Annotated in this window: 31 protein-coding genes; 16 read left to right on the top strand and 15 right to left on the bottom strand. The window is 49.2% G+C overall.

Annotated features, from left to right (window positions below):
* Nucleotides 1–7: 7 nt before the first annotated feature.
* The 4 genes from VXK30_RS14460 to VXK30_RS14445 all read right to left on the bottom strand — a co-directional run bounded on the left by VXK30_RS14460 (nucleotide 8) and on the right by VXK30_RS14445 (nucleotide 3020).
* Nucleotides 8–1042 carry a hypothetical protein gene (locus VXK30_RS14460; RefSeq protein WP_275713609.1) on the bottom strand — a complete coding sequence of 345 codons (1035 nt, stop codon included), beginning with the start codon at nucleotides 1040–1042 and terminating at the stop codon, nucleotides 8–10.
* A 9-nt stretch (nucleotides 1043–1051) separates the two neighbouring features.
* Entirely contained in the window at nucleotides 1052–1648 is a 597-nt protein-coding gene (locus VXK30_RS14455; RefSeq protein ID WP_275713610.1) for a hypothetical protein, read from the bottom strand.
* A gap of 347 nt (nucleotides 1649–1995) precedes the next feature.
* Nucleotides 1996–2478: an ImmA/IrrE family metallo-endopeptidase gene (locus VXK30_RS14450; RefSeq protein WP_051131570.1), complete on the bottom strand. Its 483-nt coding sequence runs from the start codon at nucleotides 2476–2478 to the stop codon at nucleotides 1996–1998.
* A gap of 122 nt (nucleotides 2479–2600) precedes the next feature.
* Nucleotides 2601–3020, bottom strand: coding sequence for a helix-turn-helix transcriptional regulator (locus VXK30_RS14445; RefSeq protein ID WP_040660319.1), 420 nt, complete (start codon nucleotides 3018–3020; stop codon nucleotides 2601–2603).
* A gap of 158 nt (nucleotides 3021–3178) precedes the next feature.
* On the opposite strand from VXK30_RS14445, the gene VXK30_RS14440 reads away from it, so the two are divergent.
* The 13 genes from VXK30_RS14440 to VXK30_RS14380 all read left to right on the top strand — a co-directional run bounded on the left by VXK30_RS14440 (nucleotide 3179) and on the right by VXK30_RS14380 (nucleotide 13496).
* The gene (locus VXK30_RS14440; RefSeq protein WP_275713611.1) at nucleotides 3179–3586 is read left to right on the top strand and encodes a DNA polymerase Y family protein; all 408 of its coding nucleotides are present in this window, start codon (nucleotides 3179–3181) and stop codon (nucleotides 3584–3586) included.
* Nucleotides 3583–3810 (top strand): hypothetical protein, encoded by a 228-nt coding sequence (locus VXK30_RS14435; RefSeq protein WP_040660316.1) that lies wholly within the window; start codon nucleotides 3583–3585, stop codon nucleotides 3808–3810. The genes VXK30_RS14440 and VXK30_RS14435 overlap by 4 nt, the downstream gene beginning before the upstream one ends.
* A gap of 17 nt (nucleotides 3811–3827) precedes the next feature.
* Complete coding sequence (locus tag VXK30_RS14430; protein ID WP_275713612.1) at nucleotides 3828–4190, top strand: helix-turn-helix domain-containing protein; 363 nt, start codon at nucleotides 3828–3830, stop codon at nucleotides 4188–4190.
* A gap of 6 nt (nucleotides 4191–4196) precedes the next feature.
* Complete coding sequence (locus tag VXK30_RS14425; protein WP_275713613.1) at nucleotides 4197–4946, top strand: ImmA/IrrE family metallo-endopeptidase; 750 nt, start codon at nucleotides 4197–4199, stop codon at nucleotides 4944–4946.
* Between the two features lie 112 nt (nucleotides 4947–5058).
* A complete protein-coding gene (locus VXK30_RS14420; RefSeq protein WP_275713614.1) occupies nucleotides 5059–5583 on the top strand; it encodes a hypothetical protein in 525 nt (174 codons plus the stop codon).
* 313 nt (nucleotides 5584–5896) lie between these two features.
* Complete coding sequence (locus VXK30_RS14415; RefSeq protein WP_275713615.1) at nucleotides 5897–6370, top strand: RNA polymerase subunit sigma-70; 474 nt, start codon at nucleotides 5897–5899, stop codon at nucleotides 6368–6370.
* A gap of 763 nt (nucleotides 6371–7133) precedes the next feature.
* Nucleotides 7134–7448 carry a hypothetical protein gene (locus VXK30_RS14410; RefSeq protein ID WP_329493611.1) on the top strand — a complete coding sequence of 105 codons (315 nt, stop codon included), beginning with the start codon at nucleotides 7134–7136 and terminating at the stop codon, nucleotides 7446–7448.
* Nucleotides 7449–7452: 4 nt separating this feature from the next.
* A complete protein-coding gene (locus VXK30_RS14405) occupies nucleotides 7453–7611 on the top strand; it encodes a hypothetical protein (protein ID WP_162829295.1) in 159 nt (52 codons plus the stop codon).
* 165 nt (nucleotides 7612–7776) lie between these two features.
* Nucleotides 7777–9318 carry a recombinase family protein gene (locus tag VXK30_RS14400; RefSeq protein ID WP_275713618.1) on the top strand — a complete coding sequence of 514 codons (1542 nt, stop codon included), beginning with the start codon at nucleotides 7777–7779 and terminating at the stop codon, nucleotides 9316–9318.
* 17 nt (nucleotides 9319–9335) lie between these two features.
* Nucleotides 9336–10241 carry a recombinase family protein gene (locus VXK30_RS14395; protein WP_275713619.1) on the top strand — a complete coding sequence of 302 codons (906 nt, stop codon included), beginning with the start codon at nucleotides 9336–9338 and terminating at the stop codon, nucleotides 10239–10241.
* Nucleotides 10198–11838, top strand: coding sequence for a recombinase family protein (locus VXK30_RS14390; protein WP_275713620.1), 1641 nt, complete (start codon nucleotides 10198–10200; stop codon nucleotides 11836–11838). Before VXK30_RS14395 ends, VXK30_RS14390 begins: the two co-directional genes overlap by 44 nt.
* Nucleotides 11839–11938: 100 nt before the next feature.
* Nucleotides 11939–12235, top strand: coding sequence for a helix-turn-helix transcriptional regulator (locus VXK30_RS14385; RefSeq protein WP_275713621.1), 297 nt, complete (start codon nucleotides 11939–11941; stop codon nucleotides 12233–12235).
* Between the two features lies 1 nt (nucleotide 12236).
* Nucleotides 12237–13496 carry a type II toxin-antitoxin system HipA family toxin gene (locus VXK30_RS14380; protein ID WP_040660298.1) on the top strand — a complete coding sequence of 420 codons (1260 nt, stop codon included), beginning with the start codon at nucleotides 12237–12239 and terminating at the stop codon, nucleotides 13494–13496.
* 53 nt (nucleotides 13497–13549) lie between these two features.
* Here the strand turns inward: VXK30_RS14380 and VXK30_RS14375 are convergent, their stop codons facing one another.
* The 7 genes from VXK30_RS14375 to VXK30_RS14345 form a co-directional block, all read right to left on the bottom strand.
* Complete coding sequence (locus VXK30_RS14375) at nucleotides 13550–14413, bottom strand: DUF6551 family protein (protein ID WP_040660296.1); 864 nt, start codon at nucleotides 14411–14413, stop codon at nucleotides 13550–13552.
* Nucleotides 14413–15387, bottom strand: a complete 975-nt coding sequence (locus VXK30_RS14370; RefSeq protein WP_275713622.1) for a hypothetical protein — start codon at nucleotides 15385–15387, stop codon at nucleotides 14413–14415. Before VXK30_RS14370 ends, VXK30_RS14375 begins: the two co-directional genes overlap by 1 nt.
* Entirely contained in the window at nucleotides 15368–15775 is a 408-nt protein-coding gene (locus tag VXK30_RS14365) for a hypothetical protein (RefSeq protein ID WP_195377198.1), read from the bottom strand. Before VXK30_RS14365 ends, VXK30_RS14370 begins: the two co-directional genes overlap by 20 nt.
* Nucleotides 15772–16587 carry a hypothetical protein gene (locus tag VXK30_RS14360; RefSeq protein ID WP_275713623.1) on the bottom strand — a complete coding sequence of 272 codons (816 nt, stop codon included), beginning with the start codon at nucleotides 16585–16587 and terminating at the stop codon, nucleotides 15772–15774. The genes VXK30_RS14365 and VXK30_RS14360 overlap by 4 nt, the downstream gene beginning before the upstream one ends.
* Complete coding sequence (locus VXK30_RS14355; protein WP_275713624.1) at nucleotides 16580–18484, bottom strand: recombinase family protein; 1905 nt, start codon at nucleotides 18482–18484, stop codon at nucleotides 16580–16582. The genes VXK30_RS14360 and VXK30_RS14355 overlap by 8 nt, the downstream gene beginning before the upstream one ends.
* Nucleotides 18477–19085 carry a recombinase family protein gene (locus VXK30_RS14350; protein WP_275713625.1) on the bottom strand — a complete coding sequence of 203 codons (609 nt, stop codon included), beginning with the start codon at nucleotides 19083–19085 and terminating at the stop codon, nucleotides 18477–18479. The genes VXK30_RS14355 and VXK30_RS14350 overlap by 8 nt, the downstream gene beginning before the upstream one ends.
* 147 nt (nucleotides 19086–19232) lie before the next feature.
* Nucleotides 19233–19589 (bottom strand): helix-turn-helix domain-containing protein, encoded by a 357-nt coding sequence (locus VXK30_RS14345; protein WP_195377202.1) that lies wholly within the window; start codon nucleotides 19587–19589, stop codon nucleotides 19233–19235.
* A 144-nt stretch (nucleotides 19590–19733) separates the two neighbouring features.
* Between VXK30_RS14345 and VXK30_RS14340 the strand changes: the two genes are divergently transcribed.
* From VXK30_RS14340 to VXK30_RS14330, 3 genes are all read left to right on the top strand, one after another.
* On the top strand, nucleotides 19734–20096 hold the full coding sequence (locus tag VXK30_RS14340) for a helix-turn-helix domain-containing protein (protein ID WP_275713626.1): 363 nt from the start codon (nucleotides 19734–19736) through the stop codon (nucleotides 20094–20096).
* Between the two features lie 178 nt (nucleotides 20097–20274).
* Nucleotides 20275–20643 carry a metallophosphoesterase family protein gene (locus VXK30_RS14335; RefSeq protein WP_195377203.1) on the top strand — a complete coding sequence of 123 codons (369 nt, stop codon included), beginning with the start codon at nucleotides 20275–20277 and terminating at the stop codon, nucleotides 20641–20643.
* 730 nt (nucleotides 20644–21373) lie between these two features.
* The gene (locus tag VXK30_RS14330; protein WP_275713627.1) at nucleotides 21374–23527 is read left to right on the top strand and encodes a PAS domain S-box protein; all 2154 of its coding nucleotides are present in this window, start codon (nucleotides 21374–21376) and stop codon (nucleotides 23525–23527) included.
* A 521-nt stretch (nucleotides 23528–24048) separates the two neighbouring features.
* On the opposite strand, the gene VXK30_RS14325 is transcribed toward VXK30_RS14330, so the two are convergent.
* Genes VXK30_RS14325 through VXK30_RS14310 form a run of 4 tightly spaced genes read right to left on the bottom strand, consistent with a single transcriptional unit; the run spans nucleotide 24049 to nucleotide 25914 of the window.
* Entirely contained in the window at nucleotides 24049–24711 is a 663-nt protein-coding gene (locus VXK30_RS14325) for a tyrosine-type recombinase/integrase (protein ID WP_275713628.1), read from the bottom strand.
* The gene (locus VXK30_RS14320; protein WP_275713629.1) at nucleotides 24711–25274 is read right to left on the bottom strand and encodes an N-terminal phage integrase SAM-like domain-containing protein; all 564 of its coding nucleotides are present in this window, start codon (nucleotides 25272–25274) and stop codon (nucleotides 24711–24713) included. The genes VXK30_RS14325 and VXK30_RS14320 overlap by 1 nt, the downstream gene beginning before the upstream one ends.
* Before the next feature lie 23 nt (nucleotides 25275–25297).
* A complete protein-coding gene (locus tag VXK30_RS14315; protein WP_275713630.1) occupies nucleotides 25298–25510 on the bottom strand; it encodes a helix-turn-helix domain-containing protein in 213 nt (70 codons plus the stop codon).
* Nucleotides 25507–25914, bottom strand: coding sequence for a type II toxin-antitoxin system PemK/MazF family toxin (locus tag VXK30_RS14310; protein WP_275713631.1), 408 nt, complete (start codon nucleotides 25912–25914; stop codon nucleotides 25507–25509). The genes VXK30_RS14315 and VXK30_RS14310 overlap by 4 nt, the downstream gene beginning before the upstream one ends.
* Nucleotides 25915–26180: the final 266 nt, after the last annotated feature.

Below are 26180 nucleotides of genomic sequence, written 5' to 3'. Positions count from 1 at the left end.
GATACGCTTACGCCAGGAACAGGCTGCGGTTCTGCTCCAAGGTCTGCGATACGGCGCTCCAAACTCGCACATTATACCCGTCATCCGTAAAGACTTTCCCGTGGCTCTTGCCCTTGTCAGTTTTCATGGATGCGAAATTGCCACGGAAGTCCCGTACATATACATCCGGGTGTTTGCTTTGATCATGACAGCGGGCCTCCAGCTCCGGCCGGGTGACCAGTCCCCGTTCATTCAGTAGCTGATAATAGGCCCGAATGATTTTGTAATTGTTTTGCTCCGGGCTAAGCGCCCACTTGGGTATGCGCTCGATTGCCTTTCCTTCATCGGTATACGAACCTGTGCGCGGTTTCGATTGAGCGATGACAATCTGCTCTTTTGAAGCCTTTGCCGGCGCGGGCGCTGCTTTCCCGGCGAACATCTGGTACATCTGAACGCTGCGCAAAAACAGCTCTGATGTGTCCGCGATACTCGTACCCTTTTTCAGTACGGGCTGCATGATCCCAGTCAGAAAAGTATCGTTACAATATAGAATCGCAGTAAACTCCAATCCGAGCTGCGAGAACAGGTCGGTCAGCTCCACAAACATGGGCGAAAGTTCTTTTTCGATTACCGGGTTTATTTTTGGTGAGGCAAAAATGATCTCACCAGTTGCGATGCTGAAGAAGCCATATAAGCACAATGCAGTTCGCACACACTTCTGGATGATCTTTGTCAGCGTCTTGATCTTGTCACCGTAATTTAGACCGGCTTCGTGATATGCGACATCAACAGCGAAGATGCTCTCTGCGGATTGGGAAAACGAGATGCCGATAGCATCAATTTCCGCCTGCTTAATAAATTGCTCCAGAGAACAACCCTTCAAAATATCAAGCTGATACTTGTCCTGATAGTACTGAGCAAATTTCTCATAAAGCGACTGCAGTTCGCCCCAGCTGTCCAACACCCAATAGGGTGACGCTTTCCAGTTGGTCTGCGCCAACTGGCATTGCTTTTCATGGCGCAGCCACGAGTATATCAGGGATTCTCCCATTTCAATCTTCATGTCCAGCCTCTATTCTTGGCTCATATTCCGACGTTTTGCTTCAGAGAGCCAGTTCTGGAACTCCCACCGCAGCGGAGGCGCTGTCACCGCCGCCCGTATCCTCTTCTGATACCGAATGTACTGCTCATAGTTCGTGAGCTTACTCCACGCGCTGCAGGGTGGCTTTATCCCCAGATCATTCTCCACAGCGCCAAAAACATAGGAATCCAGCGGAACATGGAGATAGCTGAAAACAGGAGTGATATCAAGCGCCCCGTGAATGTATATGTATTTCATGGTCATATTGACCCATTTCTGCGCATGGCCAAGATTGAATTCGAAACCAGTAGAACCGTAATACCCGATTAGCTCATCACAGAGCGCATGATGCCAAGTGTCATATCCCGCCTGAGTATCGGGAGGTTTTGAAAGCATGGCTGTGATTTCCGCTTCTAAAACCCTGCCCACATGGTCGCGGTACTTTGTGCCGCTCTCACCATGAAAGCGAAGCGTTCGGCACAGGTCACGATATGCGCGGTCGCTTACGGCCGGAAAGGGCTTGTCGCCGCCGAAAAAGGCATATTGCAAAAAATCAGATCTATCTTTATCTATCAGAATTTCCGCCATCGCCGTCACCTCATACTGTCTGTTTTTCTATGATTTCCCTGTCATGCCGCCCTGCGCTCCACAAACCAGCGACCCAGGTTGTCCCTGGTCATCAAAGCGTTCCGTTCGAAGAACAGATAGCTCTGATGGCCGTTTATGATGACCGTGTATCGGTCGCCCTGCCCCCCCGGCTTTCAGCGCTGGCACCTGACGAATGTCCAGAACACGATCAATTGCATATACCGTCCCGTCCTCCCATGTCAGCGATATAGGGATCAATGTCCCGTCCGCATCAAAGACAGCGGATACCAGCACATAAACCTTGACGGTCATGTCATCACCTTGCATATCAGAGTGCCGTCATTTGCTCAGTTTTTCAGGAATGTGCTGTTCAGGCCCTGCGGCAGATTATAGCGATAGCCGCGCTGGATCATGGAGAACAGCTTAAACGACATCAGATCGGGGCTCACATAGAGCTCCTTGCACATACGAAAATAATCCATGTCCTCCTGCTCCGTCAGTTCCTCAATAGCCTCATCAGAAATGAGGAAATCAGCAGTAAACAGGTTTGCCTGATACTCCGTTCTGGAGGTCATGTCGTATATTACATTATCCCTCATCGGAGCAACCTTGATTTGAGCCTGATGGAGTATCACATGCGCGGCCTCGTGCATGGCAACGATCCGTTGCTCAATCTCAGGCAGAAAGGCGTTGAGAACAACAAATATCGTCCGCTTGGAAAAATAGCAATACCCTTTCAGTCCATGTGGTCCATACGCACGGGACTCACGGACCTCCACGCCAAGCGCGTCAAGCAGCTCATAAGGGTCATTGGTCTTATATTTTGCCATGACCCTGTGAACCTCTCGATGTATAAAATCTCCAGTCATTTCCTCACCTCAAGTTGGGTACAGATAATATCATGCATACAGCATACATCGTAAGTAGTCCCATAATACGGACTGTAAACGATTTATCGCGCGTCGTCTTTTCTGTATTTCTTGGGGGTGAATTTTTTTGCCGCAATGTCCTTGGATTCCAGATAAAGCTGCTGGATCTCAGTCATAAACGCGAGGCGATCCTCATCGCTGAGCTCACCGCCGGCAAAAACAGCGGCAGCCTGAGTCAGAACCGCTTTGGCGTCCCGTTCACCTTTTACGCCATAACGCTCCGCTGCATCGGATATGAACTCTTCCTCCTCAGAGGCTAAGTAGCTGGTAGGAACCTCAAACACCTTCGCAAGCGCATCATACAAATCGCGCTTTTGCGGATAGCGCCCGTCATTCTCCCAACCGGCGACGGTGCGCTTGGTAACGCCGACCAGCTTGCCCAGCTCCGCCTGCGTGATATCCTTTTTCGTGCGCAGCTCACGCACCTTATCTCCAAATTTCATGTTGCGCCTCCATGTGATGAAATCCGATTGCACTTTTTTCTGAAATGGTATTGACAAGAGAAATCAGATTTCGTATAATCATGACGTAGATGAAATCCGATTACATCAAAATACTATATGAAGTTGCACCTTTTGTCAAGAGTCTTAAGAGAAAAAACATGGAGAGAGTAATACTTCACATCGTTCTGAACTGCTTTTACGCTTCGGCCGAGATGATGCTCAATCCTGCGCTGCGGGGGAAGGCCGTCGTCGTGTGCGGCTCCACCCAATCAAGGCACGGTATCGTCCTCGCCAAATCAGAGCTCGCCAAGAAACGCGGGGTTAAAACGGGGATGGTCAATTGGGAGGCGAGCCAGTGTTGCCCGGATATTATCATGGTGCCGCCACAATATGACGAGTATCTCAAGTATTCCAAACTGACTCGGACAATTTATGAAAGATATACCGATCAGGTCGAAGGGTACGGCATGGATGAGTGCTGGTGCGATGTGAGCGGCAGATCGCCAGAAAAGCAAGATAGCTCTTTGAGGCAAACTACCGCTGGACAAGCAAAGTCCGTGCCGTGATAGTCAGGGCGATTAACCTCATTCCTGTCGATACGCCGTATCAGGCAAACATCTTCGAGGATACCGCCAAGCGTGAACGGCGGGAGCGTTTGGATACGGCGGTCGAAGAAATCCGCGGCAGGTTCGGCAAAAGGGCCATATATTCGGCTTGCTTTACGGGAAACTTGAAAATGTCGTCCGATGGTCGAGAAAAAGTGGTCATGCCCGGTATGATGTATCAATAACAGAAAGGAAACTCAACATGGACACGATAACGCTCGGCAGCTTTATAAAGGAGCGGCGTGAGCAGCTTGGAAAGACGTTGCGCGGATTTGCCGCAGAGCTGGACATTGCTGCGCCATATCTTCACGACATCGAAAAGGACAACCGCACACCATCGGAGAAGCTCCTCCCGGCCTTCATCAAAGGGCTCCGTCTCTCCCGAGAGGACGAGACTACGCTGTATGATCTGGTCGGTCGCAGGCGGCAGGGCCTGTACCCCGATCTAAGCGCGTATATCCAGAACTCTGAGCTTGCGAGGGTTGCTCTCAGAAAGGCCCGCGACTGCAATATCCCTGATACCATGTGGATTAGAATTATTGACTCCATTGACAACGGAGGATAGAGCATCATGGAAATTCCGTTAAACCAGAAAAGCAATGGCATGTACCTCTTCCACTGCGGTGATTTTGATAAGATTGCCGAACTCGTCCTGCGGGAGCAGGCTCCGTATATGCTTGAAAAAGCTCAGCCCTTGGAGATTGAGGCGCTTGCCGATGAATCATACAGCCTGACAATTATTGACCGTTGCCTGTCGGCACACGGCAGCGTACTTGGCATGATCAACTTTGATGACATCAATGTTGAAGTCATGAGTCTGGAAAAGAAGATGATTCAGGAACGCCTTATGGCCGGCACAATTGTCGTTGACGCCAGCCTAATGCCGGAGGAAAACCACCATCGCCGGCGCTTTACCATCGCGCATGAAGTTTCGCATTGGATCATCCATCGGCAGATGTATTACGCGGACGGGAACAAGTTCAATCTTCGTCAATCCCGCCCGTACATTGCATGCAGGAAAGCCAATACGAGCAGAGATAATCGGCGGGAGTTCTGGTCGGAGAGCGATTGGCTGGAATGGCAGGCGGACAGATTTGCTTCGTCCATGCTGATGCCCGCCTGCGTGTTCTATCCTGTGGCGCTGGCGGTTATGCATCGCCACCATGCCGGCTCATATATCATCGAAGGCTGCGGGTCAAAGGAAACGGCCAGTGTGATTACGGAACTGACTGAAATCTTCGATGTTTCACGAACAGCGGTTCGCATTCGGCTGAAACAGGCCGACATGCTGCGTTCACTCGACGTCATCGTCTGCGATTGAATATGCGGGCGGGGCTCAGGCCCCGCCGCTTTTACCCCGTCGTGTTAGCAGGTGCGCTAACGTAGCTAACAGATAGGATTTTGCCGGTTTATGGCTCAAGGGAGGTTTACGAATGGCAAAAGATACCGCAGCATTACGCAAGCACAAAGCGAAAATTGCTTCGCTTGGCATGGATGGCGACACGGTGTTCCACAAATCGAAACTGCTGCTGAAGATTTATCGGGACGTCACCTGGGCGCTTGACGATCACCTCGAAGAAATGCACGACTATGCGTATGAGGCCGGGAACCAGAATGCCGCAGTCGGCTTCCGATATCTCGCGGATTTTGCGCCCACCGTGGAGATCGACAAGTTTGCCGAGCGAGTCTGCTGCGTTTGTGAAACGCGGATGTACGTTGAACTCATCAACAAAGCGCTTGCCCGCGTGAAAGTATACCCCGTTTATGGGGATATGTACTATCAGATTCTGGACAAGCAATACATCAGCCGGTTCCCTCTCACGGAGCCGGAGATTTCCGAAATGCTGAATATCGAGCGAAGCGTGTTCTATGACAGAAAAAAGGAGGCTCTTTATTTGTTCGGAATATGTCTGTTTGGATATACGCTGCCGGAGGTGCACCGACTACTTACCGACTGAAAACCGATGAAATACCCACCCTTTTCCTACTCCCAAGCGACTTTTGATATGCTACGCTGTCCATGCTGGGGAATAATACCAAGACGCCGCAAGACCTGATCGGTCTTGCGGCGTTCCTCGTCTCTCCAGCCAATACGGGGGCATAAAGGCCGGGCGTGATTTAATTCGCGCCCGGCCTTTTTTGCTGCCCATTTTTGGAGAGTAAGCATGAACAAGGCAGACAGGCACATCTGCCCCGGCTGCCGTTCTCCCCCATCGGTTTCTGGTTTTTCCCACGCTCCACAAAACCAGAAATCGATAAGGAGAATGAAAAATGGGCTTTAATCATGCCGCAGAGAGGAAAAAGTTCGAGCAAAAGTGGGCACTCCTCCGCAAGAAGTACCGCAAAGCTGGAATGTCCAAAGAAGAAATCCAAGAAATGTATGAATTCGACTGGAATGCTTTTCTCAGTGAACGCAGGTACAGAGAGCACACTCAGCCGCTTCCCTCGGAATCGTTTAGTGATGATGATGAAGACAGTATGTCCGGTCTCTTTAAGAAGTTCGACTCGCTAAAGGTTACCTTCAGTGAAGATGACTTCACTGGGCGGTATAGCTGGGTTGAAACGATTGAGGATCAAGAACTGTGTGCCAGCCTCAAAGTACTATCAGCCAATGATTTGGAACTTATTACGCGCATGGTCATTGATGACTACAGTCAGTCAGATATAGCGAAGAAGGAGGGTTGTGCGAGGAACACTGTAAACAAAAAACTCGCCAGAATCAAAAAACTTTTGCGTGAAGGGTGACAAACGTGCCTTCTCGTCGGCTACACAGTGAGGGAATAAACAATCCCTTTCCTGCACTTTGACAAATACCGCAGTCATGCGGTCATATCCGACGACCTGAACACATCAGTTGACAAGCCCGAAAGGGGCAAGCGACATCGGAGGATGCGCCAAGACCACCTACGGCGGGAGTTTTCCTGCCGGAAAAGACGGCCAAGAGGTGCGAGCGGTACCCATCCAACCGAAAGACAGCCGTGGCAAGCTGTTTCGCAATGACCTTGTCAACCTACAATGGTACTCCTGTCCAGCCACAGAATCACGCAATGGGGGCAGCCCGGAGAGATCCTCGGGGAGGTTAGAATCCTGTGAAGCGGCGCCAGCCGCTGTTCTCGTCGTCGCCCAAGACTCGGGAAATTGTGTCGAATAGAGTCAGACTGACAATAGCAACACCATGGCTTAATGTCAGAAGCCACGGAGATCGCCACCGCTTATGGTTGGGGATCTCCGTTTTTGTGCCACTAAGCGATGAAACAAAAGAGGAGGAACGAAAAATGAAGAATCACATCGAGGCGAGCTCTGCCGCCCAAAAGCGCGCATGGATATACATAAGGAAAACCCACACACCTGATTCCTACTACAATTCACTGGAGGAAACGCTCCGCTCCTTTGCGGCCACCCAGAATCTCGCAGTCGCCGGTGTCTCTATCGACTTTAACCGCCGTCGTGGTGGATATGGCGTTTCGCAGATGTTGCAGGCAGCGAATGAGGGCGCGTTCGACATTCTGTGGTCAATAGCCTTGGCCAGCTCAGCGACAGCCTTCTCTCTGCCTTTGACCTCATGGCCTGCCTGGACAAGAAAGGCATCAGGATCTGCGCTCCCGGTCGTGGCGTTTTCAATTTCAAGAAGATGAAAAGCGACTACGACATGGACAGGTTCATGGATGAGCTGGAAGAAGGCAGAACCGCACGGGCACACGTGGAATGCTATATGGGTGACTGTGAGCCGGAGGACTACGACAGCGACTACAAATCCGACTATGAGCCTAACGACTGGGAAAAGAAGAAGCGTTCCGGATTAGGATGTTGTAGGAGGTGGTGAGGCTGTGATATCGCATCTGAACACCAAAAACGCCAACTATCTCTTCATTGTAAGCGTTCTGAAAGAGATGCTCGGCCTTGGTTCCATCACCCAGAAGGAATACCTGCGAGCCAAAAACTACTATCTCAAACTGACCGGAGCGGACATCGTTTTAGCGGATTAAATCTTTTCTTTCTTTTCCTCATATTTGTATAGCTATTCGGAAAAGGTGTCGGTATAATGTGTGTTGCCGGCCAACCGGAGGTCTGTATCACATTATGATACAGACCAAAACATATACAAAAAAGCACGAAAACATAATCACTTTTGAGAAAGGGAGTTGCCGCTGATGCCCGAAGCAAGACTGATATCGCCAATCACACGACAGGCTATGGCTAAGTCCAGAGTCGCTGCTTATTGTCGAGTATCGTCCAATTCGGCAGATCAGCAGAGCTCCTATGCGAACCAGATTCGAGTGTACACCAGCATGATCCAGAAACGCAGGGATTGGGAACTGGTGGAAATATTTGCAGATGAAGGACTCTCAGGGATGAAAGCCGAGAACCGCACAGAGTTCCAACGGATGATCCGTATGTGTGAGCTTCACCAAATCGACCTCATTATCACAAAGTCCGTGTCACGGTTCGCCAGAAACGCGAAAGAGTCCCTCGTGTATGTCCGAAAGCTGAAGCTACTCGGCATCGGCGTTCAGTTCGAAAAGGAAGGAATTTTCACGCTGGCGCTTGGCGATGAGATGCTCCTAAACACCTTCTCTGCTATCGCGCAGGAAGAATCCAAGGCGATCTCCCAGAACCAGCGTCTCTCCATCGTAAAACGCATGGAGGACGGCGAGTATGTGGACAGCAACGCCCCATACGGATTCCGCCTCATGAACAAGGAACTGACAGTGTACGAACCGGAAGCTGAAATCGTCCGCTCGATCTTCAGAATGTATCTGAACGGATGCTCCACAACCGAAATTGCTCGGGAGCTGAATAACCGACGTATCCAGACTAAGACAGGTAAAGGGACATGGCGCTCCGCAAAGGTCGCTTACATTCTAAGAAACGAAAGATACATTGGCGACTGCCGCTACCAGAAAACCTACCGAGATACGACAGTCCCGTTTAAGCAATACGCCAACAGGGGTCAGGAGGATCAGTTCTATGCGAAAGGGACTCACGCGCCGCTGATCGACCAGGACACCTTTGGTAAAGTTCAGTCGCTTCTGCAAAAGAGGCAGGAGAACTTCTCAAAAGTGGCAACACAAAACATATATCCTCTTACGAGCCGCATTCAGTGTTCTGAGTGCGGCTCGTATTTTCGTAGACGGCTCGTTTCTGGAACCGTCAAATGGGCTTGCTGCCGACATATAAATGACCGAAACGCCTGTGAATCAAGCTACTACAGCGAAGAACGCATCTATGACGGGTTCACCGCTATGGTGAACAAGCTCCGCTTCGGAGAAGAGGACATACTCGGGCAGGTAATATCCCGGCTTGAGTCGGCCGTCCTGCTATATAAGAAAAACAACACCGCCGCACGAGAGATGAGCCAGAGCATAGCCGAGCTGAACGCAAAGCTTCTCATGCTCGAACAACTCCGCGCCAAAGGTTACCTCGCTCCCGAAGTGCATCAAACACAGTCCCGAGATATCAACAACCAGCTTGCCAAGTTGAAAAAAGAGCGCCAGACGGAGCTGGACTCCCATATCATCCAAATGCTTGACGATGTGAAGCACCTGAAAACCATACTGGAAGAGCTGGAAGATCCGCTCGAACGTTTTGACGAAAAGCTGTTTACTGAGGTCGTAAAGGCGATCTCAATTGACCATAACGATGAAATGACGCTTACAGTGATCGGCGGCCTCAGATTCACAGAGCTGATCTGAAACAGGAGAATCTCGACATGAAAAAAATACGCTACATCCCATATGGCTATACGCTCCGAAACGGCAGGACGGTCATCGAACATGGTGAAGCCGATGTTATTCGGGAAATATTCGATGCCTACATCAGCGGCGCATCGCTGAAAGCCATTGCCGAGGAATTGACCGGTCGAAAGATACCCTATAGCGAGCGCACAGACACATGGGACAAAGCGCGTATCGCCAGAATCATCGACAATGCAAAATACACCGGCGATGATGAATATGACCCCATTATTGATGAAGCACTCTACGAAACGGCGATCAGCCTGAAAACCGCCAGACAGCGCAATACATTTGAGAAAGATACCGCAGCAATCAACCTCCTGCGGGATTATATTCGCTGCCAACAGTGCGGCGCACCCATGAAACGGAGCGTCAGCACAAAGCACCGCATCAGGGAAAGTTGGATGTGTACGAATGATGAGTGTGGAATCAAGGTTCGCATCGGAGATACACAGCTTCTCGAGAAGGTCAATGTGCTGATGAATCGAATCATCAACAACACAAGGCTCCTGATTCCGCGGCGCAAAAAGCGGCCTGAGATGTCTCCAGCTGTCTTGAAGCTGAATAACGAAATCAGCCTCGAGCTTGAGAGAGACAATCCAAATGAAGAACTCATAATTGCCAAAACTGCGGAAATGGCGAGTCAGCTCTACCGAGAAAGCGAAACCAGAATTAACATCGCTGCCTCTATCGCCAGAAAACGCGCTGAGATGATGACGCCGCAGGAGGAGTTCAGCGAAAGCCACTTCACCGATATCGTCAGCTACATATCCCTTGACGACGGAGGCAGGATCACCCTTCATACCAAGACGGACACGGAAATCGGAGATGATGACAATGCAAGTAACCAAGATACCGAAAAAGACAATCACGGTCATTGAGCCGAAGCGTTCCCTGATCGTAGATAAGGAAAAATACCGACAGCAGCGCGTGGCGGCTTATTGCCGAGTCTCCACGGACAGCGAGGAACAACTCACTTCCTACACCACGCAAAAGAAGGTCTATACGGAGATGATCGCCGCAAGGACAGACTGGGAATTTGCGGGGCTTTATGCCGATGAGGGCATTTCTGGAACCCGTGCCGATAAACGGCCTGAGTTCAAAAAGATGATTAACGACTGCCTCTCCGGAAAAATCGACTACATTATCACGAAGTCAGTATCTCGCTTCGCCAGAAACACGGTGGACTGTCTGGATCATGTACGAATCCTGAAATCCAGAGGCATCGGGGTGTTTTTTGAGGAACAGAACATCGACACACTCAAGATCGACAGCGAACTCTACCTCGTCATATACGCCGGTTTCGCTCAGTCCGAATCCGAAAGCATGAGCAAAAACATCACATGGAGCTATCGCAAAAAATTTGAGGATGGCAACTCAATCTTTATGTACAAGAAGCTCCTCGGATATCGGAAAGGCGAGGATGGAATGCCGGAGGTAGTTCCGGACGAAGCTGCAATCGTTATGCGAATCTTTAATATGTACCTTGCCGGCGAAACGCCTCCCCGCATCTCGGCTGTCCTAAAAGCTGAACACACCGAAATCCCCGGTAAGAATTTATCCTTCAGCAGCTCCATGATAGCCAATGTCCTTGCAAACGAAAAATACTGCGGCGACTCAATTCTCCAGAAGACCGTGACCGTCGACTGCATATCCAAGACAAGGCGCAAGAACACGGGCGAGGCTCCTATGTACTATGTACAGAACAGCCATCCGGCAATTATCAGCCGCGATACCTTTCACAAGGTTCAGGAAGAACTCATCAGGAGAAAAACAGTAGCGCCGAAGTCTACAAAATCCTCAATCACATCGACAGGAAAATACTCTCGATTTGCCCTGACGGATGTGCTAATCTGTGGGGAGTGCGGCAGCCGCTATAAGAGAGTCACATGGACTGCCTATAAGCAAAAAAGGGTCGTCTGGCGGTGCATAAACCGTCTCGACTACGGAAAGAAGTACTGTAAGGAATCCACCACCATCGATGAGAAAGCACTCCAAAACGCCATCATGCGAGCGCTCAACAGATTTAACGAGGAGGACAGACCCACCTACATGGCGCTTATGAAAGCAACCATCGGCGAGGCAATCGGCTTGAACGGATGCTCCGACGAAGTCGACCTGCTCCAGCGCAAAGTCGATGCGCTGAACCGAAAAATGCTTGAATTGATCAATGAAAGCGTTCAGACCGGAAACGACATCGAAAGCCGCGAGGATGAGTTCAAACAAATCTCGGATACGATTGCGCTCCTCAAGAACAGAATCAACGCCATACAGGAGCTTGCCAGCTCGGACAATTCTCCCAATGACCGCCTCGACCAGATTCAGCGAGTCATCTCCGAACGGGAGCAAAGCAGATTTCAATATGACGACTCCATTGTCCGCCAAATGATTGAATGCATCAAGGTCTACCCAAGCGGAAAGCTGGATATCATATTCGGGGGCGGCTATATCGTAGAAGAAAACATCACTGCCGAGTAATATAACAGCCTATACACTTGACAATATCGCTATATTTGTATATTATATTAGACATTACAAGAACGGCGGTGATTGAATGAGCAAGAAATCGGCGGTTATCATGCCCGGAACCCGAGAGATACTCGAGCGGATGGGTGAGCAGATCAGGCTGGCGCGGCTCCGGAGAAAGCTGACCTCCGAGCTCGTTGCGGAACGGGCAGGAATCAGCAGGCAGACGCTAAACTCAATAGAAAAGGGCTCTTCAACCGTTGCAATAGGCTCCTATGCTGCTGTCCTTCACGCGCTGAACAATCTGGACGCAGACCTGCTCCTGATCGCCAAAGACGACGAGTTTGGACGGAAGCTGCAAGACCTTGAACTGCCAACGAGGAAACGGGCGCCAAAGAAAGGTGATTAGTATGGCTCAGGCCGAAAAAACGATATATGTATATGAGAACTGGCGCGCCGCAGCCCCGTCGCTGGTAGGGATCTTGCGCGCCTCGTTTGTAAGAGGGGTTGAGAGCTTCTCGTTTGAATACACCCCGGAATGGCTGAGTTCCTTTGAGAGCGCATACCCTCTTGACCCGGATCTCTCGCTCTACAAGGGGCGGCAGTATGCTCCGTTGGATAAGAAGCTGTTTGGACTGTTCGCGGACTCTTGTCCTGATCGCTGGGGTCGGCTCCTCATGACGCGAAAAGAGGCCATCGAAGCGCGAAAAGAGGATCGCAAACCCCGCAAGCTGACGGATAGCGATTTCCTGCTCGGCGTATATGACGAATCCCGTATGGGCGCTCTTCGATTCAGCTTGGAGGAGGGCGGAGAATTTGTTTCAAACGAGAAAGTCTACGCCACGCCTCCGTGGATCAACTTGCGGACGCTGGAGAACGCCTCCATCGCATTTGAGAATGACGACAGCGGACTCGACGAGCGCTGGCTGAAAGAGCTCCTGGCTCCCGGCTCCTCTCTGGGAGGAGCCAGACCGAAAGCGACCGTCCAGGCAACCGATGGCTCACTCTGGATAGCCAAGTTTCCATCCAAGCACGATGAGAGCAACACCGGTGCATGGGAAAAAGTCGTCCATGAGCTGGCACGGCGCTGCACATTGGATGCGCCGGAGTCAAAGCTCGAAACCTTTTCAAAAAATGGCAGCACCTTTCTGGTAAAGCGCTTTGACCGCGATGGTAAACGGCGCATTCATTTCGCCTCCGCCATGACGCTGCTGGGCAAAACTGACGGCGCTTCCGGCGCGGACGGAACGAGCTATCTTGATATAGCCGCCTTTATCCGCGCAAACGGTGCGGAACCAAAGCGTGATCTCAAGGAGCTTTGGAAGCGAATCGTATTCAATATGGCGGTGTCCAACACGGATGACCATCTTCGCAACCACGGTTTCCTCCTGACGCCGTCCGGCTGGAAACTCTCTCCGCTCTTTGATGTGAACCCGATCCCATCCGGCGACCGACTCTCGCTCAATGTGACCGAGCTGGACAACAGCATCGATCTGGATCTGGCGATGGAGGTTTCCGAATATTTCGGACTGACAAAGGCAGAAGCGGAGAAAGCCGCATCAGACATCGTCACAACGGTGCAGGAGAGCTGGGAAAGGGTCGCAGATAGATTTGGACTGAGCCGAGGTGCTGTTGAATATATGCGACCGGCATTCTCGCTAAAGCTCTGAACAATAAAGACTGCAAACTGGGTTTCCCACGGAGTTTGAGGGGAACCCAGTTTTTATTCTTCCACGGTTTCCGCTTCGTCCACTTCATCATCTGGCAGATCGACATCGACATCCAGCGCGTCGCTCGTGCCGAGATTTTTCTCATAGAGTTTATTCCAAACCAGAGGATATTTACATTTCCTGTTATATGCAACAAGCATGGCCTCTGCAAATCCGAGGGAACCCGGACGCCGTTCTTTTGCGTTGCGGGTGAGCTGTTTGACCGAGGTGGCGCCGACTCGCTCCTTGAAAAGCTCGTCCTTTAGCTTGTCCCCGTAGGTATTCACAAGCCTTGCGACACCGTTCAGGAAGTTGGCGCACAGCGAATTCATATCTCCCTCCCACGTCCCCGCGCACAGGCGCAGGGTACGGTCTAATACATGGTAGCCAAACTTATCGTAGATCCCTTCCAGCGCGGATACGGCACAGATTACACCGTAGCCTTTTACCTGTCCGATGGATAGAGAATACGATTCTACCAAATCCCTGATGATGAGCTGCTTATCGCTCCCGGCCTCAATGTTGGCCATGAACACCTCGTAGGGTTTCAGCGGCTTTACGAACTTCATTTGATTGGCAAAGACAAACGCTTCGTTCTCATAATTCAAATCGTCGTATATCATGCACCAGACCGGCGTATCCCGTGACCCCGAAACGAGCGCCACGATCTCTATGGTATGCTGGCCGTTAAAGACATAATTGGAACCCTCCCGGCAACTCACCTTGACCGGATTGATCTGGTACAAATCGAAGTGTTCTGCGGCGTTCTGCACATGACGCCATGACAGGTTCCGCTGGTACTCCTGATTAGAGACCAAGTTCTTTATTGGGATCAGTTCAAAATGAACATGGGGGACGAACATACTATAATCGGGCATCAGGAGTCCTCCTTTATCGCGCGGATCATTTCCTGCGCTTTGCTCTGCAGCGACAGCAAAGCATCTTCAAGCCGTCTCTTCGCTGACGGCGAAACGGTACGCAAGTCCGCAGCGGCTTTTGTTCGATCAATTGAGCTCGTCCACGAAGGGATGGTGAGCGTCAGCCCGGTGACCTCCGCATCAGGATCAAATGAGGGCATCGTCTTTATTACGGGTAGGTCTGGAGGCTTCGGCCCTGGCTTTTGCGCCGGCTCATCTGTGAAATCCTTTCTCGACTCGCTGTATCGGATGAAAGGCGCGGCTCCATGCCCAACCTTATTGCTCAGCTTCCGCACTTCCTCAGCCTCCATCATTGACAGCGCAACGACATTGTCGTGCGAAATCTTGTAATTGCCGGACAGAATCTGCGGAACCAGTTCCGGCGCTTTATCTGCAATCGTGTCCAGTGCGGCGCTGTATTTCCCATATTTCTGCACAGCTCCCGAGGAAACGTGATATTTTTTGCCGAGCCGGTTTGCGGTACGCCGGCCGCTTTCTCTGCGTTCCTTGCCGCTCATATCACTGGGCTCGTCTATCTCGTCATAATCGTCTGCTCTCGTGTACTGGTTATGCCCATCCGTGTTTCTGCGAAAGCCGACGATCTTCTCCGCTTCATATTGCCGGCCAATCAAATACTTGCGGGTTTCCTCCGTAATGTTCCGGCGGCCGAGCTGATTATTGCATATCCAGACGATGGCGTTCTCTCGACTGTCGAACTCGATCTCCTGAACCGCATACGGGATATGAAGCCGATTGCAAATCTCGTAGCGGTTGTGCCCATCGACAAGGACATCATTCCATACTATGATCGGGTCACGGCATCCATCCAGAACGAGGTTTGCCTCAAGCTGGGCATACTCATCGCGGCGCAGCGGCCTTATCAATGCTTTGAACTCAGCGTCAATGCAAAGCTCTCTATACCCCTTGTCCATCATTGAGTTTCCTCCGCTCGATTCGCTTCAGTGTGCGCAAAGAAAAATATGCCACCCGATTCACCTGGTCAATCTCACCTGTAAGGCGGTAGTTATATTCACGGTCCAACACGCCGAAAATGCTATATATACCGTCGAGCAGCGCGGCGCTGTAGAACTCGACAGACAGCTTGCCATCCAGACGCGAGTTCGGTATCTTGACCCTGTTTGCAGTTCCACCGGACAGCGGAATCTCAGAACCGAGGATCGCAATATAAAGCTCCTCCGGATTGATCAGAAACTGGATATACGCCGGATCTCCGAGCGCGCGTAGCGTCGCCCTATATATTCGAATCCGATTCCTTTTCATATCAAGGGTGAGGTTCGCAACCATTCCTGTCTTGCTGCTCATACATCAGAACCTCCCGGCGCATTGTTATTTGCCGCTTCAACCGGGTGTGCATCAGATGTTGCGCCCTCGGTTTCCGCAGTTGTAGTCACGCTGTTTTCTTTAATGCCATAGACGGCGTACCCCTCAAAGATATTGACCTGCATTGAGTTGCGATGTTCCTTAAAAGACAATCCGAACTGGTTCTGCCAGCCTTCCGGGAAGACGGGAGTGCGGGAGGTCTTGGGTTTCTCGCCATCCTTGAACACGCGCTGGTATACCTCGGTAGCCGACAGGTCAAAGGCGATAAGGTATTCATCGTTTGCGTGGATAACCTTCCCAAGCAGCTTGTATCGGTAATCCGTGTTCCAGTCCATGAGGGAAAACACCTTCACAAAGAACAGACGGCAGGTGATCTGCCGTGGCTTTCTCCTGGCCGATCCGGGGACGCACCACGAAAAGGCGTCACGTTCCTCCTCTCTGCACGGACGGATAGCAAGGATCTTGCTGTCACTGTTGACCAGCACCTGCACATAGTCCACAGATGGGAACCTGCTCAAGCACGCGGCATTGACATACACCTTGAAATTATTGAAGGTGATGGACGGCTCGTTGGTATGCGCGAAGAACTCGCGGCGAACCACCTGATAGCCCTCATAATCGAACTCGCCGCCCAGCTCAATCACATCGCCATTAACGGAAGTCGAGTTGGGGGACTGCTCGCCGACTTCTTCTCGCAGGGTAAAGGCCGTGTCGCTGTCGGGCGTTGCTTCATAAAGATGCTGCAGCATACCCGCAAGAACCCCTTGCGTCTGCCCATCGTTCAAGTCATTCATTTGCTTTCTCCTCCAATTCACCTCTGCTCAGTTCCTGATTGATAAAGCGCTTGAGTTCGTCAAATCCCGTAACATGGATTTTTTCGCCTGTTTCAAATAACTGACCCTCCAAGCGTATTTTCCAATCGTTTTCGCTTTGCGACTCGACGGGCGGAAAAATGTGCTGATGCAGGTAGTATTGGTTTCCAAAGGAACTCATCCATTCCTGCGGCACAGCTCGCACTCTTGTGCCTGATACTGAGAGAGGCTTAATTTCATCTTTCGGAGCATCGGACTCTGCTGCTCTTGCCATCAGATAGGGTTTAATAAAAGCCTCAGCATTGCTCATATTGAACAAATAGACGGCTTCGTTTCCCTTCTGAAAGAGAGTCCCGGAAATGCGATACTTGAAATCCGAGTTCCATCCGAATATCTGATACAGCGTGTCCATATATGCCGCACAGGAAATGGTCTTGGGATAGTAAATCCCGTTTGATACCCGCGAACAGGCCACAGCGTGGCGGCTGCCCTTGGCGGCTGTTCTGACGGCGAACTTCATTTCTCGCGGGTTCACAAGAAACTCGACCATATTGTTTTTATCAAGCTTCCTAACGCAGTCGGTGCTGAATTTGATCTGCTTATCCTGGAAAACCACATACGGGCGGCGGTGAGAATCGAAGAATTCGGAGCGGGTGATTTCAAACCCGCGCATATCAAAGTCGCCCGCCTCCACGGCAACATGGATTTCAGGATCTTCCTCGATATAACCCTCGGCATCTTCCACTTCTGCAGAAGGTTTCAGGCTGGCCGCAGCTTGAAAGTAATCCGATGCCTTGAATCCCGCCCAACGGGGATTAATCGTAACATAGCCTCGCAAAAGGCCACTGTCGATGACCCGAAGTTCGGGGAGAATAGACTTGTTTCCGTATTTCGCGTTGTTCAACAGGTGCTGGACAGCTATGTAATCATCCCTTGATACGATGGCTTCGTGATGGTTTCGATAGACACTCTGGGGCCTGTCACCTTTGTTTTTCCTTGACTTGTGATTCAGGTAGTTCGGAGTGAAAGTCTTTCTTGTCAGAACCTCTCCGCAATGCCTTTCATTGCGAAGTACCTGAACAATCGAGTTGGAAGTCCAAGTAACATTTCCAAGATAGGTTTTTCGCCCCAGCTCAGTCAGAGCCTCCGCGATTTCGGTAGTTGAGTAACCATAGAGATACATGAAAAAGATGAGCTTTACCGTTGACTGCTCATCTGGGTTAATGACCAATTTTCCGTCTGCATCATGGGAATACCCCAGAAGCTTCGGCGTCAATGGAAGTCCGCCGTCGAGTCGCATACGAAGCGAGGTCTCCATGCTGCGGCTTCGGATGTGCGACTCCTCCTGCGCCATGGTCGCCTGGAAGGACAGTGCCATCTGAGAGTCATCCTTCAGGGAGAAAATGCACTCGCTCTCAAAGAATACGCCGACCGGGTGTGTGAGCTCGGCCAGCGTTCGCACCATGCTGATACAGTCAACGACATTTCGGGCAAATCTGGAAACGCTCTTGGTGATGATCATGTCGATCTTCCCGGCACGGCAGTCGGAGATCATTAGGTTGAACTCGTCCCGGTGCGCCAGCGAAGTCCCGCTTATCCCTTCATCTGCGTAGATTTTTACCAGCGTCCAGTTCGGATGATGGACGACAAACTCTTCATAATACTTCTTTTGCAGTTCGTAGGACGAGGTCTGCTGGATGTTATCTGTCGAAACACGGGCATATACGGCGACGCGCTGCGGAACATCATTGTCATAGTAATCGATCTGCTTTTTAGCCGGTATGAACTCGTAGTTGTTCGGATCAACCTCGGCATAAACCCTTCTGTGGACACGCGCCTTTTGCTCCTCCAATTTCTGCTTTTTGCTCTGATCAATCATGGAGTAAACCTCCCATGCCGGGAGCATCGTCAGGCAGCAGTTTCCAATCAGGGGTGGGGAGAAAAAACGGATCTTTTAAATCCTCCTGATAATATGAAGCCAGAGTGTAGATGTCCTCAGAAATAAAGTAGATGCCAACGGGCTTCTTGAGCGAGGCGAGTATCCTCGCGCAGAAGCTGAGTTCCGTTTGCTTCTTGGAAACATTGCTCGCCTTTTGGGTAATAATGAGGTTGATCTTTCCCTCGAAACAATCCTGAAGGAGCCTCGACCATTCCTCGGCTGTTTCCATGTTTGGCGCGGTTCCACCCTCATCCACATAGAAGCCGACAAACTCCCAGTTGGGGCAGAGGCCAATGGTATCCAGAAACTGCTGTTTGTGAAACGCGAGGTAGTCCTCGTGTTTTGTCTGGTTAAAATAGCGGATATAGACCGCAACCTTGAAGTGATGCTTCGGCAGGGGGCGTTCATGTTTGATGCTCTTAAGCCACGCACGATGCTCTGCGATTTGAGTCTGCTGCTCGGTCTCTTTTTCAAAAACGAAGTCAAAAGACGGCATGACTTCGAGATCAGCGTCATCGTCTCGTTTTATCAGATCAGACATAGAATCCCTCCGGAACATAATGTTTTCTTGAAAATTATATAAACTGGAGGCTAAGAAAGAAATAAACCAGAAGTCAAGATGTTGACCTCTGGTTTAGATTTGAAATAAAAAAACGGATTGGATCACTCCAACCCGCTTTGGTAGATGTTATTCTTCTTCTTTTTTACACATGGTCTGCTTCAGTTCCCGGACGATTTTCAAGAGGGAATCCATCTGCGATGGAGTACAGTCATTGAGGATCTCCGAAAACTCGCTCTCATAGAGGCTCGTTACGCCCGGCACATTCGGCCGGAGCAATGAATCGGCGGACACCTGCAAGGCTTCAGTAATCCGAATGAACGAGGTGAGCATCATATTGCTTTTCCCAAGCTCTATGTCGCTGATATGCGGCAAGGAAATGTTGGACTTCACCGCCAGTTCCGCTTGGCTCATGCCGTTCTTAATCCGAGCCCCTCTGATCCGTGAGCCGATCACCTGACTCTCCGTTGTATCGCGCCCTGCCATCGTCTCACCCCTCTCAACTTAATGCGCAGACTATTTTATAATCTCAATTATATCAACTGCGGACTAAATTGATATAAAGAGAGGATTATCATATAGCCTTGACATTATAATGGAACCGACATTTTTATTTTGGAGGTTCTTATTATGAGTCTAAACTATCGCGCGATCGGACGCCGAATCATGATCATCAGAAAGCGAAACAACATATCCCAGTTGGTCTTCTCGGAGCTGATAGACAAATCTCCCACTTATGTCAGCTACATAGAAAACGGGAAAAAGAGCATGAGCCTCGACACCTTCGTACAAATTGCAAACGCGCTGGACATCCCGGCGGACATTCTCCTTGCTGAGCAGCTCACCGGCTCCGTCATGGCTGCCAGTCAAGAGATCACGATGCTCCTGACAGATTGCAGCGATTATGAAAGGATGGTCATCACCGACACGGTAAAAGCAATGAAAATATCGCTGCGCGACCACAAATCCATCCTGACACGCACGGATCGATAAGAATTTTAGCGCACCTCCCGGAGAAAACAATCGACTGGGAGTCATGGTTTTGACTGCTGGTTTATTTTTGCGCAGTTTCATAGTGAATATGTTTTTGGAAAAGTGATTATGTTTTCTGTGTGTCCAAGATTTCGGGCAGATAGGCTGATATAATAGTCTCGGAAAGGTTGCGATCCAAATGGTTTACTTTACTGGGGACACTCACGGTTCGGCATTCGAGGTCGTGCGGTTCTGCAAGCGGTTCAATCTGACGGCTGCCGATACCGTCGTGATCCTCGGCGATGTAGGAGCCAACTTCTGCCTTGATGAGCGTGACATAGCGATGAAAACGGAGCTCCACTGCTTCAAGCCGACGATTCTCTGTATCTACGGAAATCATGAAATAAGACCGGCCAACATCCCGGCCTATATCACGAAGGACTGGAACGGCGGCACGGTCTGGTTTGAGGAGACATTTCCCAATATCTTGTTTGCACGGGACGGCAATCGTATTGGCCTTGTTCGTCATGATTGCCAAGATAGATATTTAACGGTGCTTTGTGGGTGATTACCGATCTGGAGGGGTGATAAAAGTGGCATTGGGTATGTGTCTTATAATAATTTCACTGATAGGGTTAATTTATCGAATAAAAAGAAAAAAAGAAAAGCAAAGGATTTATCATATCATCGGTAATTGCGTTGACAGTGATTGTGATTATTTGGATTTTGTACTCATATCTGTATTCTCTGGCGCCTTATTAATGGGCTTGGTCCTAAAAATTCAGAATATATTTCAGGTAAATAACGGGGAGCGAAGGCAAATTGTCGCCGCTCCCCGCTTTCGTTATAGCGCTACTACCGTTACAAGCTGTTTGAATACATCGGATACCCGACTCCATAGCTCCATATAATCTTTTTGCAAAGAAGCGGTTCGACGGATATACACCCTTTGCGCTTGTGCGAATTGTCACCTGATGAGCACCGGCGTTGCAGGGAAACAAGCTCCCAGACAAGGTCAAGGTCGATATACCGAATTTGCCGTACACTTAGGGAATTTACAGCTCGGTATTGGTTGGCCACGGTGAAAAGGCACATTTCTGCTACTTCGGTAAGGACGCTTTTGCAAAGTGGACCAGTGACAACAGGGCGCCGATGATTATCCCAGGTGCTGTCCACACTGATCTGTACAATAAAATTGAGTATACGTCTTAACTTCAAAGTGATACAATGAATACATTCAAAAAAGCGAGCTTTAGCTCCTTGTTATCTCAAACACTTTTGGATTTAGGAGGGACAATATGGAGAAAAACTTATATGAGGTAATGATTCAGCAATCGCCAGTAGCATCGATCGTTTTTGAAATTATCAAAAGCGGCGAAGCAGTTCCTTCCAATGTTGCAATATTTGATGCGAATCCAGCGTTTGAAAGACTGTCAGGAGTAAGTCGTGATAAGATTGTTCGGAAATTAATTTCTGAAATTGACCTGGAAATTTGCAACAGATGGTTTGACTGGATCGTAAATGACATAAAAAATACTTTTGCTTCTCAGACTGCAGGATATGAACGTTATGTTAAGGATACTGGGTCATGGTACCGCATCTACACATACCCTCTTGACCAATACTATTTTGGAGTCAGTTTCTTAGATATAACGAGCGAAAAGCAGGGTGAGATCTCTAATCGTTTGATATTTGAAAATGCGTCTGAAAGTATTCTGATTGTCGAAAGCGGTCTGGTGCGATTCTGCAACCCTATGGTACAGAAGATGTTTCAATATTCAGAAGAGGAAATGCTTAACAAGCCTTTTCTGGATCTGTTTCATTTGGATAATCGTACGCAAGCAGAAGAGGCCTATCACTTGAGACTTTCGGGGCAGAAGATTGGAAATAAAGCACAGTATAAATCGGTCCGGAGAGACGGTAAATTTGTTTGGCTTGAGGCGAACGGCATTTGTGTGGACTGGAAGGGTAATCCAGCTATTTTATATTTCATTGTTGATATTACAGATCAGAAGAAGGCAACAGAGGCTTTAAAAGCCAACGAAGAACAATATCGACTGATTATGGAATTTTCGATGGATATGATCTGGGTTTTAAACTATACAAAACAAAAGCCAACTTATGTCAGTCCTTCTGTATTTAGCATGTTGGGCTATCTTCCGGAAGAATTTTTAACGCTCGATTTTCGAAAGCTCATTCCAGCAGAATTCTTGTTGGAGGCAGAAGAAAGATTGCAGAAAAAAGTCAAACGGTTTTTAGAAGGTAACGAAAAGAACGAGCCTCATTTGATTGAAATACAAACTATCTGTAAAAATGGAGAGCGAACATGGGTGGAGCTTTCTGCAAAGTGCCGCTACAATGCCAAAAATGAAATAGAGATTATTGGAATCAGTCGGAATATTGAAGAGCGCAAACGTGCAGAGCAAGATATTTTGCATCTGAGTTATCACGACCAGCTTACAGGGCTTTATAACCGGCGCTTCTATGAAGAAGAGCTAAAGCGGCTGGATACACAGAGAAATCTACCTATCACACTGGTAATGGCTGACGTCAATGGTCTGAAACTGACCAATGACGCTTTTGGCCATCTGGAGGGGGACAAGCTCCTGATTTGTGCAGCCAATATTTTGAAGAAGGCATGCCGGGGTGATGATATTATTGCCAGAATCGGCGGGGATGAGTTTATATTTCTGCTCCCCAAAACCGAGCAAGAAACGGCTGAAAAGATGATCGGCCGAATCAAAAAGGCTATGCTTGCGGAGAATTATGAAAATGGAATTTTGTCTGTATCCTTTGGATCTGCAACAAAAAGCTCATCAGCGCAAGATATCTATAATGTTTTTAGTGAAGCAGAGAATGCAATGTACCAGCGCAAGCTTAAAGAAAGCAGCACAATGCGAAGTAAAACGATCCAGGTTATTGCCCACTCTTTTTTTAGCAGCAATAAAGAGGAAGAAGCACATAACCATAGAGTTGGAGAGCTATGTCGAGAAATCGCTCGCGCGATGGACTTGGATAAAGAAACGACAAATGATATTGCAACCGCTGGCTTTTTTCATGATATTGGGAAGATCAGCGTAAACAAAAAAATCTTGCTAAAAACTATGCCACTAACAGAGGATGAATGGGTTGAGCTGAAGCGTCATCCAGAAAAGGGTTACCAAATTTTAAAGTCTTCCGCAGAATTTGCACAGGCGGCACAGTATGTCCTATGCCATCATGAGCGTATTGATGGGCAAGGATATCCCCAAGGGTTATCTGGAGAGGATATACCTTTGCCCGCAAAAATTTTGACGGTAGCAGATGCGTATGACTCAATGATTAATCCACGGCAATATCATAAAAAATTGGATCAGAAGGAAGTAATTGAGGAACTTAAACGAAATGCCGGTACGCAATTTGATGTATTTGTAACGCGTATGTTTATAGAAAAAGTCCTGCATCAAATATAGAAGGCTTGATAGTTTTCTGCATCCAACGCCATGTTCTATAATGAGGACAAGTACTTGTGCTGGGATATTCGAAGCATCACGGAAAAATCATTACATTCCATGTATACCGGATAAAGTCTCCGATCATCTCGGAGCATTTCGTCATTTTGAATCTCTCAACATGCAGGCAAGTGCGTGGGAGTGGACTATCTTTTCTGCACAGACTTAAAATTTTCCGAATCTCGCCCAAAATCAGTAAAACTTAGAGAGTATAAATTGGAAATCCATTGAAAACAAGCTTTTTAGGCATTATCTCAATTACTGCCACCCGCCACAAAAAACCCAGTAGCCATGCGGCTTCTGGGCTTTTTCTTTTTTTCTTAAGCTGTCAAAAATCCGTTTTTGACAGTCATTTTGACAGCCATTCTTTTTGACTGCTTTTTTTAAAGGAACACAATGGTGGCTGCCGGAGAAGAAATTTTCCTGGCAGCCTGTTTTTTGACAGCCATTGACAGTCAAACGATTTCTTTCATTTTAAATAATTATAAGCTGAGAACGAGCCCTTTATCCTGCTCCTGTTGCTTTACGGTTGAGATTGGCGTGGAGTACAGGCTGCTGATTTTCTGCATGCTGTCCTTTTTATGCTCGGTGAGCACATGGCCATACATATTCAGCGTCGTGGATGGTTTAGCATGGCCGAGGACCTTGGAAAGTACCAGAATATCCATTCCGTTTTCTATGGACCGTGTTGCAAAGGTATGACGCAGGCAGTGAAAATTCGCGTTCTTAATTTCGGCCGCTTTGACTTCTCGGTGAAATAGATCCTGAAACGTTCGTGGGTCAAACCGATTCCCCTCGGCAGTCACGAAGACATAGCTTTGCGGGTTGTAGCCCGGAAATTCGGCGGTTATCTCATCCTGCTGTCTCTTATGCTCAACGAGGTCTACGTATAGTTCGTCAATGATGTCAATGTTTCGCTTGGAGTTTTTTGTTTTTGGTGTTCTCGGCTCCAAAGTTGTAGCGGTTGGGGAGTTCTCATCAAATGTTTTCAGGCGGTTCAGGGATACCTTAACAGAGAAATTATGGTTTGCAAAGTCCACGCTGTTCCATCTGAGCCCCAGTAACTCTCCAATCCTGACACCGGTAAATAGAGCAAAAATGATCCCGAAGCATGCGGGATTACCCGACTCCCTGCAGACTTTCATCAGCGCCTGCTGTTCTTCACGGCTAAGGACCCGCATTTCCTTTTCTTCAGCTTTGGGTGGGTGTACTCCCTCGGCGCATAGTTCCGGGGGATCAGACCGTTTTCAACCGCCTGCTTTAGCGCCTCGTGAAGCATAATCAGGATATTTTTGATGGTTTTGGCGGATAGCCCGCCCTTGCGGTTATCTGCGCGACCAGACCGGCTCTTACCGGTGATAAAATGCTGCAGGAGTTCTACGTTCAGGTCTTTCATCTTTACCTGTCCGATGGCAGGCTTGATATGGGCGCGGACATAGGTTTCGTAACTGATATAGGTGGAAAGCTTTATGGATGGTCTTGCGTAGTTTTCCAGCCATTCATCGAACCATTCGCCAATCGTCATTCCGTGCGGATCGCAATAGTTCCCCTGACGAAGGGCATTCTTGACTTCCAGCAGCTTCTCCTTTGCTTCCGCCTGGTTTCGATATGTTTTAGTTTTCTTTTCACCGTTGATGTAGAACTGAGCAGTCCATCTCTTATCCTTGCGCTGAAAGATGCTGCCTTCGCCTCTTGTTCGTCTGGACATTTTTGCGGCTCCTTTCCAAAGCTTTAAATTCCGGAGAAATGGGTGTCCGCCCATTCGATGAATTTTTCACGATGAATGATGATCCGTTTGCCGATCCGGGCGCTTGGGAACCCTTTTTTCATAGCAAGCCGGTAAGCTGTATCTTTGCTGATGCCCAAAACGGGAGCGAGTTGGCTTGGATTGAAAAACAGAGGTAAATCTTCGATTCCTTTAACAGGGGCTTGTATTTGCTTCATAACACCATCCCCTGATACTGGTATTGGTGGGCCGCTAATGGGACAGAATTCAATCCGAAGCTGATGGACATGGCTTTGTCAACGGTTATCATGACTGACTGAGGAAGGTATCCTTTGTATTCCTTCAGTCTCGATCGGTCCATGGTTCTAACCTGCTCCAGGAGGACAACGGAATTTTTGTCCAGACCACAGCTTCGCCCATTCAGCGGTACATGGGTAGGGAGCATGGTTTTATTGAGTTGGCTGGTGATTGCCGCTACGATGGTAGTCGGGCTGTAGCGGTTGCCGATGTCATTTTGAAGGACCAGTACTGGTCTGGTCCCTCCCTGCTCTGAGCCGACCACAGGATTCAGGTCGGCGCAATAAATTTGTCCCCTTTTTAGGGATGAATAAGGATGTGACATGGGTGAATCGCCTCCTATAACATTGAGTTAATGCCGATTTTGATCCCACATGGACGCGCCGGGCACAAAAATACCCCGGCGCGCAGTATCTGGAATCAAAATTCTAGTTGTTTTTTAATTTAGCTTTTTGCTCCTGTTCGGCACACCTTCCCGGAGCATGGCTCGGAGCTTGGCAGTCAACTGAAACGGCCTGTCGGTTTTTACAGGCTCCATAGGTCTACTTGCCTCCTGCAGGATCTCTGCGGGCCGCCCCCATTGCGATGTCT

This window comes from Caproiciproducens sp. CPB-2 (assembly GCF_036287215.1).
Lineage (GTDB): Bacteria > Bacillota > Clostridia > Oscillospirales > Acutalibacteraceae > Caproiciproducens.
This window is presented reverse-complemented; position numbering and strand designations above follow the sequence as displayed.

Excerpts from the sequence above, each read along its gene's own strand:
- VXK30_RS14460 (WP_275713609.1), bottom strand. The coding sequence starts at position 1,042 with ATGAAGATTGAAATGGGAGAATCCCTGATATACTCGTGGCTGCGCCAT.
- VXK30_RS14455 (WP_275713610.1), bottom strand. The coding sequence starts at position 1,648 with ATGGCGGAAATTCTGATAGATAAAGATAGATCTGATTTTTTGCAATAT.
- VXK30_RS14450 (WP_051131570.1), bottom strand. The coding sequence starts at position 2,478 with ATGGCAAAATATAAGACCAATGACCCTTATGAGCTGCTTGACGCGCTT.
- VXK30_RS14445 (WP_040660319.1), bottom strand. The coding sequence starts at position 3,020 with ATGAAATTTGGAGATAAGGTGCGTGAGCTGCGCACGAAAAAGGATATC.
- VXK30_RS14440 (WP_275713611.1), top strand. The coding sequence starts at position 3,179 with ATGGAGAGAGTAATACTTCACATCGTTCTGAACTGCTTTTACGCTTCG.
- VXK30_RS14430 (WP_275713612.1), top strand. The coding sequence starts at position 3,828 with ATGGACACGATAACGCTCGGCAGCTTTATAAAGGAGCGGCGTGAGCAG.
- VXK30_RS14425 (WP_275713613.1), top strand. The coding sequence starts at position 4,197 with ATGGAAATTCCGTTAAACCAGAAAAGCAATGGCATGTACCTCTTCCAC.
- VXK30_RS14420 (WP_275713614.1), top strand. The coding sequence starts at position 5,059 with ATGGCAAAAGATACCGCAGCATTACGCAAGCACAAAGCGAAAATTGCT.
- VXK30_RS14415 (WP_275713615.1), top strand. The coding sequence starts at position 5,897 with ATGGGCTTTAATCATGCCGCAGAGAGGAAAAAGTTCGAGCAAAAGTGG.
- VXK30_RS14400 (WP_275713618.1), top strand. The coding sequence starts at position 7,777 with ATGCCCGAAGCAAGACTGATATCGCCAATCACACGACAGGCTATGGCT.
- VXK30_RS14395 (WP_275713619.1), top strand. The coding sequence starts at position 9,336 with ATGAAAAAAATACGCTACATCCCATATGGCTATACGCTCCGAAACGGC.
- VXK30_RS14390 (WP_275713620.1), top strand. The coding sequence starts at position 10,198 with ATGCAAGTAACCAAGATACCGAAAAAGACAATCACGGTCATTGAGCCG.
- VXK30_RS14385 (WP_275713621.1), top strand. The coding sequence starts at position 11,939 with ATGCCCGGAACCCGAGAGATACTCGAGCGGATGGGTGAGCAGATCAGG.
- VXK30_RS14380 (WP_040660298.1), top strand. The coding sequence starts at position 12,237 with ATGGCTCAGGCCGAAAAAACGATATATGTATATGAGAACTGGCGCGCC.
- VXK30_RS14375 (WP_040660296.1), bottom strand. The coding sequence starts at position 14,413 with ATGCCCGATTATAGTATGTTCGTCCCCCATGTTCATTTTGAACTGATC.
- VXK30_RS14370 (WP_275713622.1), bottom strand. The coding sequence starts at position 15,387 with ATGATGGACAAGGGGTATAGAGAGCTTTGCATTGACGCTGAGTTCAAA.
- VXK30_RS14365 (WP_195377198.1), bottom strand. The coding sequence starts at position 15,775 with ATGAGCAGCAAGACAGGAATGGTTGCGAACCTCACCCTTGATATGAAA.
- VXK30_RS14360 (WP_275713623.1), bottom strand. The coding sequence starts at position 16,587 with ATGAATGACTTGAACGATGGGCAGACGCAAGGGGTTCTTGCGGGTATG.
- VXK30_RS14355 (WP_275713624.1), bottom strand. The coding sequence starts at position 18,484 with ATGATTGATCAGAGCAAAAAGCAGAAATTGGAGGAGCAAAAGGCGCGT.
- VXK30_RS14350 (WP_275713625.1), bottom strand. The coding sequence starts at position 19,085 with ATGTCTGATCTGATAAAACGAGACGATGACGCTGATCTCGAAGTCATG.
- VXK30_RS14345 (WP_195377202.1), bottom strand. The coding sequence starts at position 19,589 with ATGGCAGGGCGCGATACAACGGAGAGTCAGGTGATCGGCTCACGGATC.
- VXK30_RS14340 (WP_275713626.1), top strand. The coding sequence starts at position 19,734 with ATGAGTCTAAACTATCGCGCGATCGGACGCCGAATCATGATCATCAGA.
- VXK30_RS14335 (WP_195377203.1), top strand. The coding sequence starts at position 20,275 with ATGGTTTACTTTACTGGGGACACTCACGGTTCGGCATTCGAGGTCGTG.
- VXK30_RS14330 (WP_275713627.1), top strand. The coding sequence starts at position 21,374 with ATGGAGAAAAACTTATATGAGGTAATGATTCAGCAATCGCCAGTAGCA.
- VXK30_RS14325 (WP_275713628.1), bottom strand. The coding sequence starts at position 24,711 with ATGAAAGTCTGCAGGGAGTCGGGTAATCCCGCATGCTTCGGGATCATT.
- VXK30_RS14320 (WP_275713629.1), bottom strand. The coding sequence starts at position 25,274 with ATGTCCAGACGAACAAGAGGCGAAGGCAGCATCTTTCAGCGCAAGGAT.
- VXK30_RS14315 (WP_275713630.1), bottom strand. The coding sequence starts at position 25,510 with ATGAAGCAAATACAAGCCCCTGTTAAAGGAATCGAAGATTTACCTCTG.
- VXK30_RS14310 (WP_275713631.1), bottom strand. The coding sequence starts at position 25,914 with ATGTCACATCCTTATTCATCCCTAAAAAGGGGACAAATTTATTGCGCC.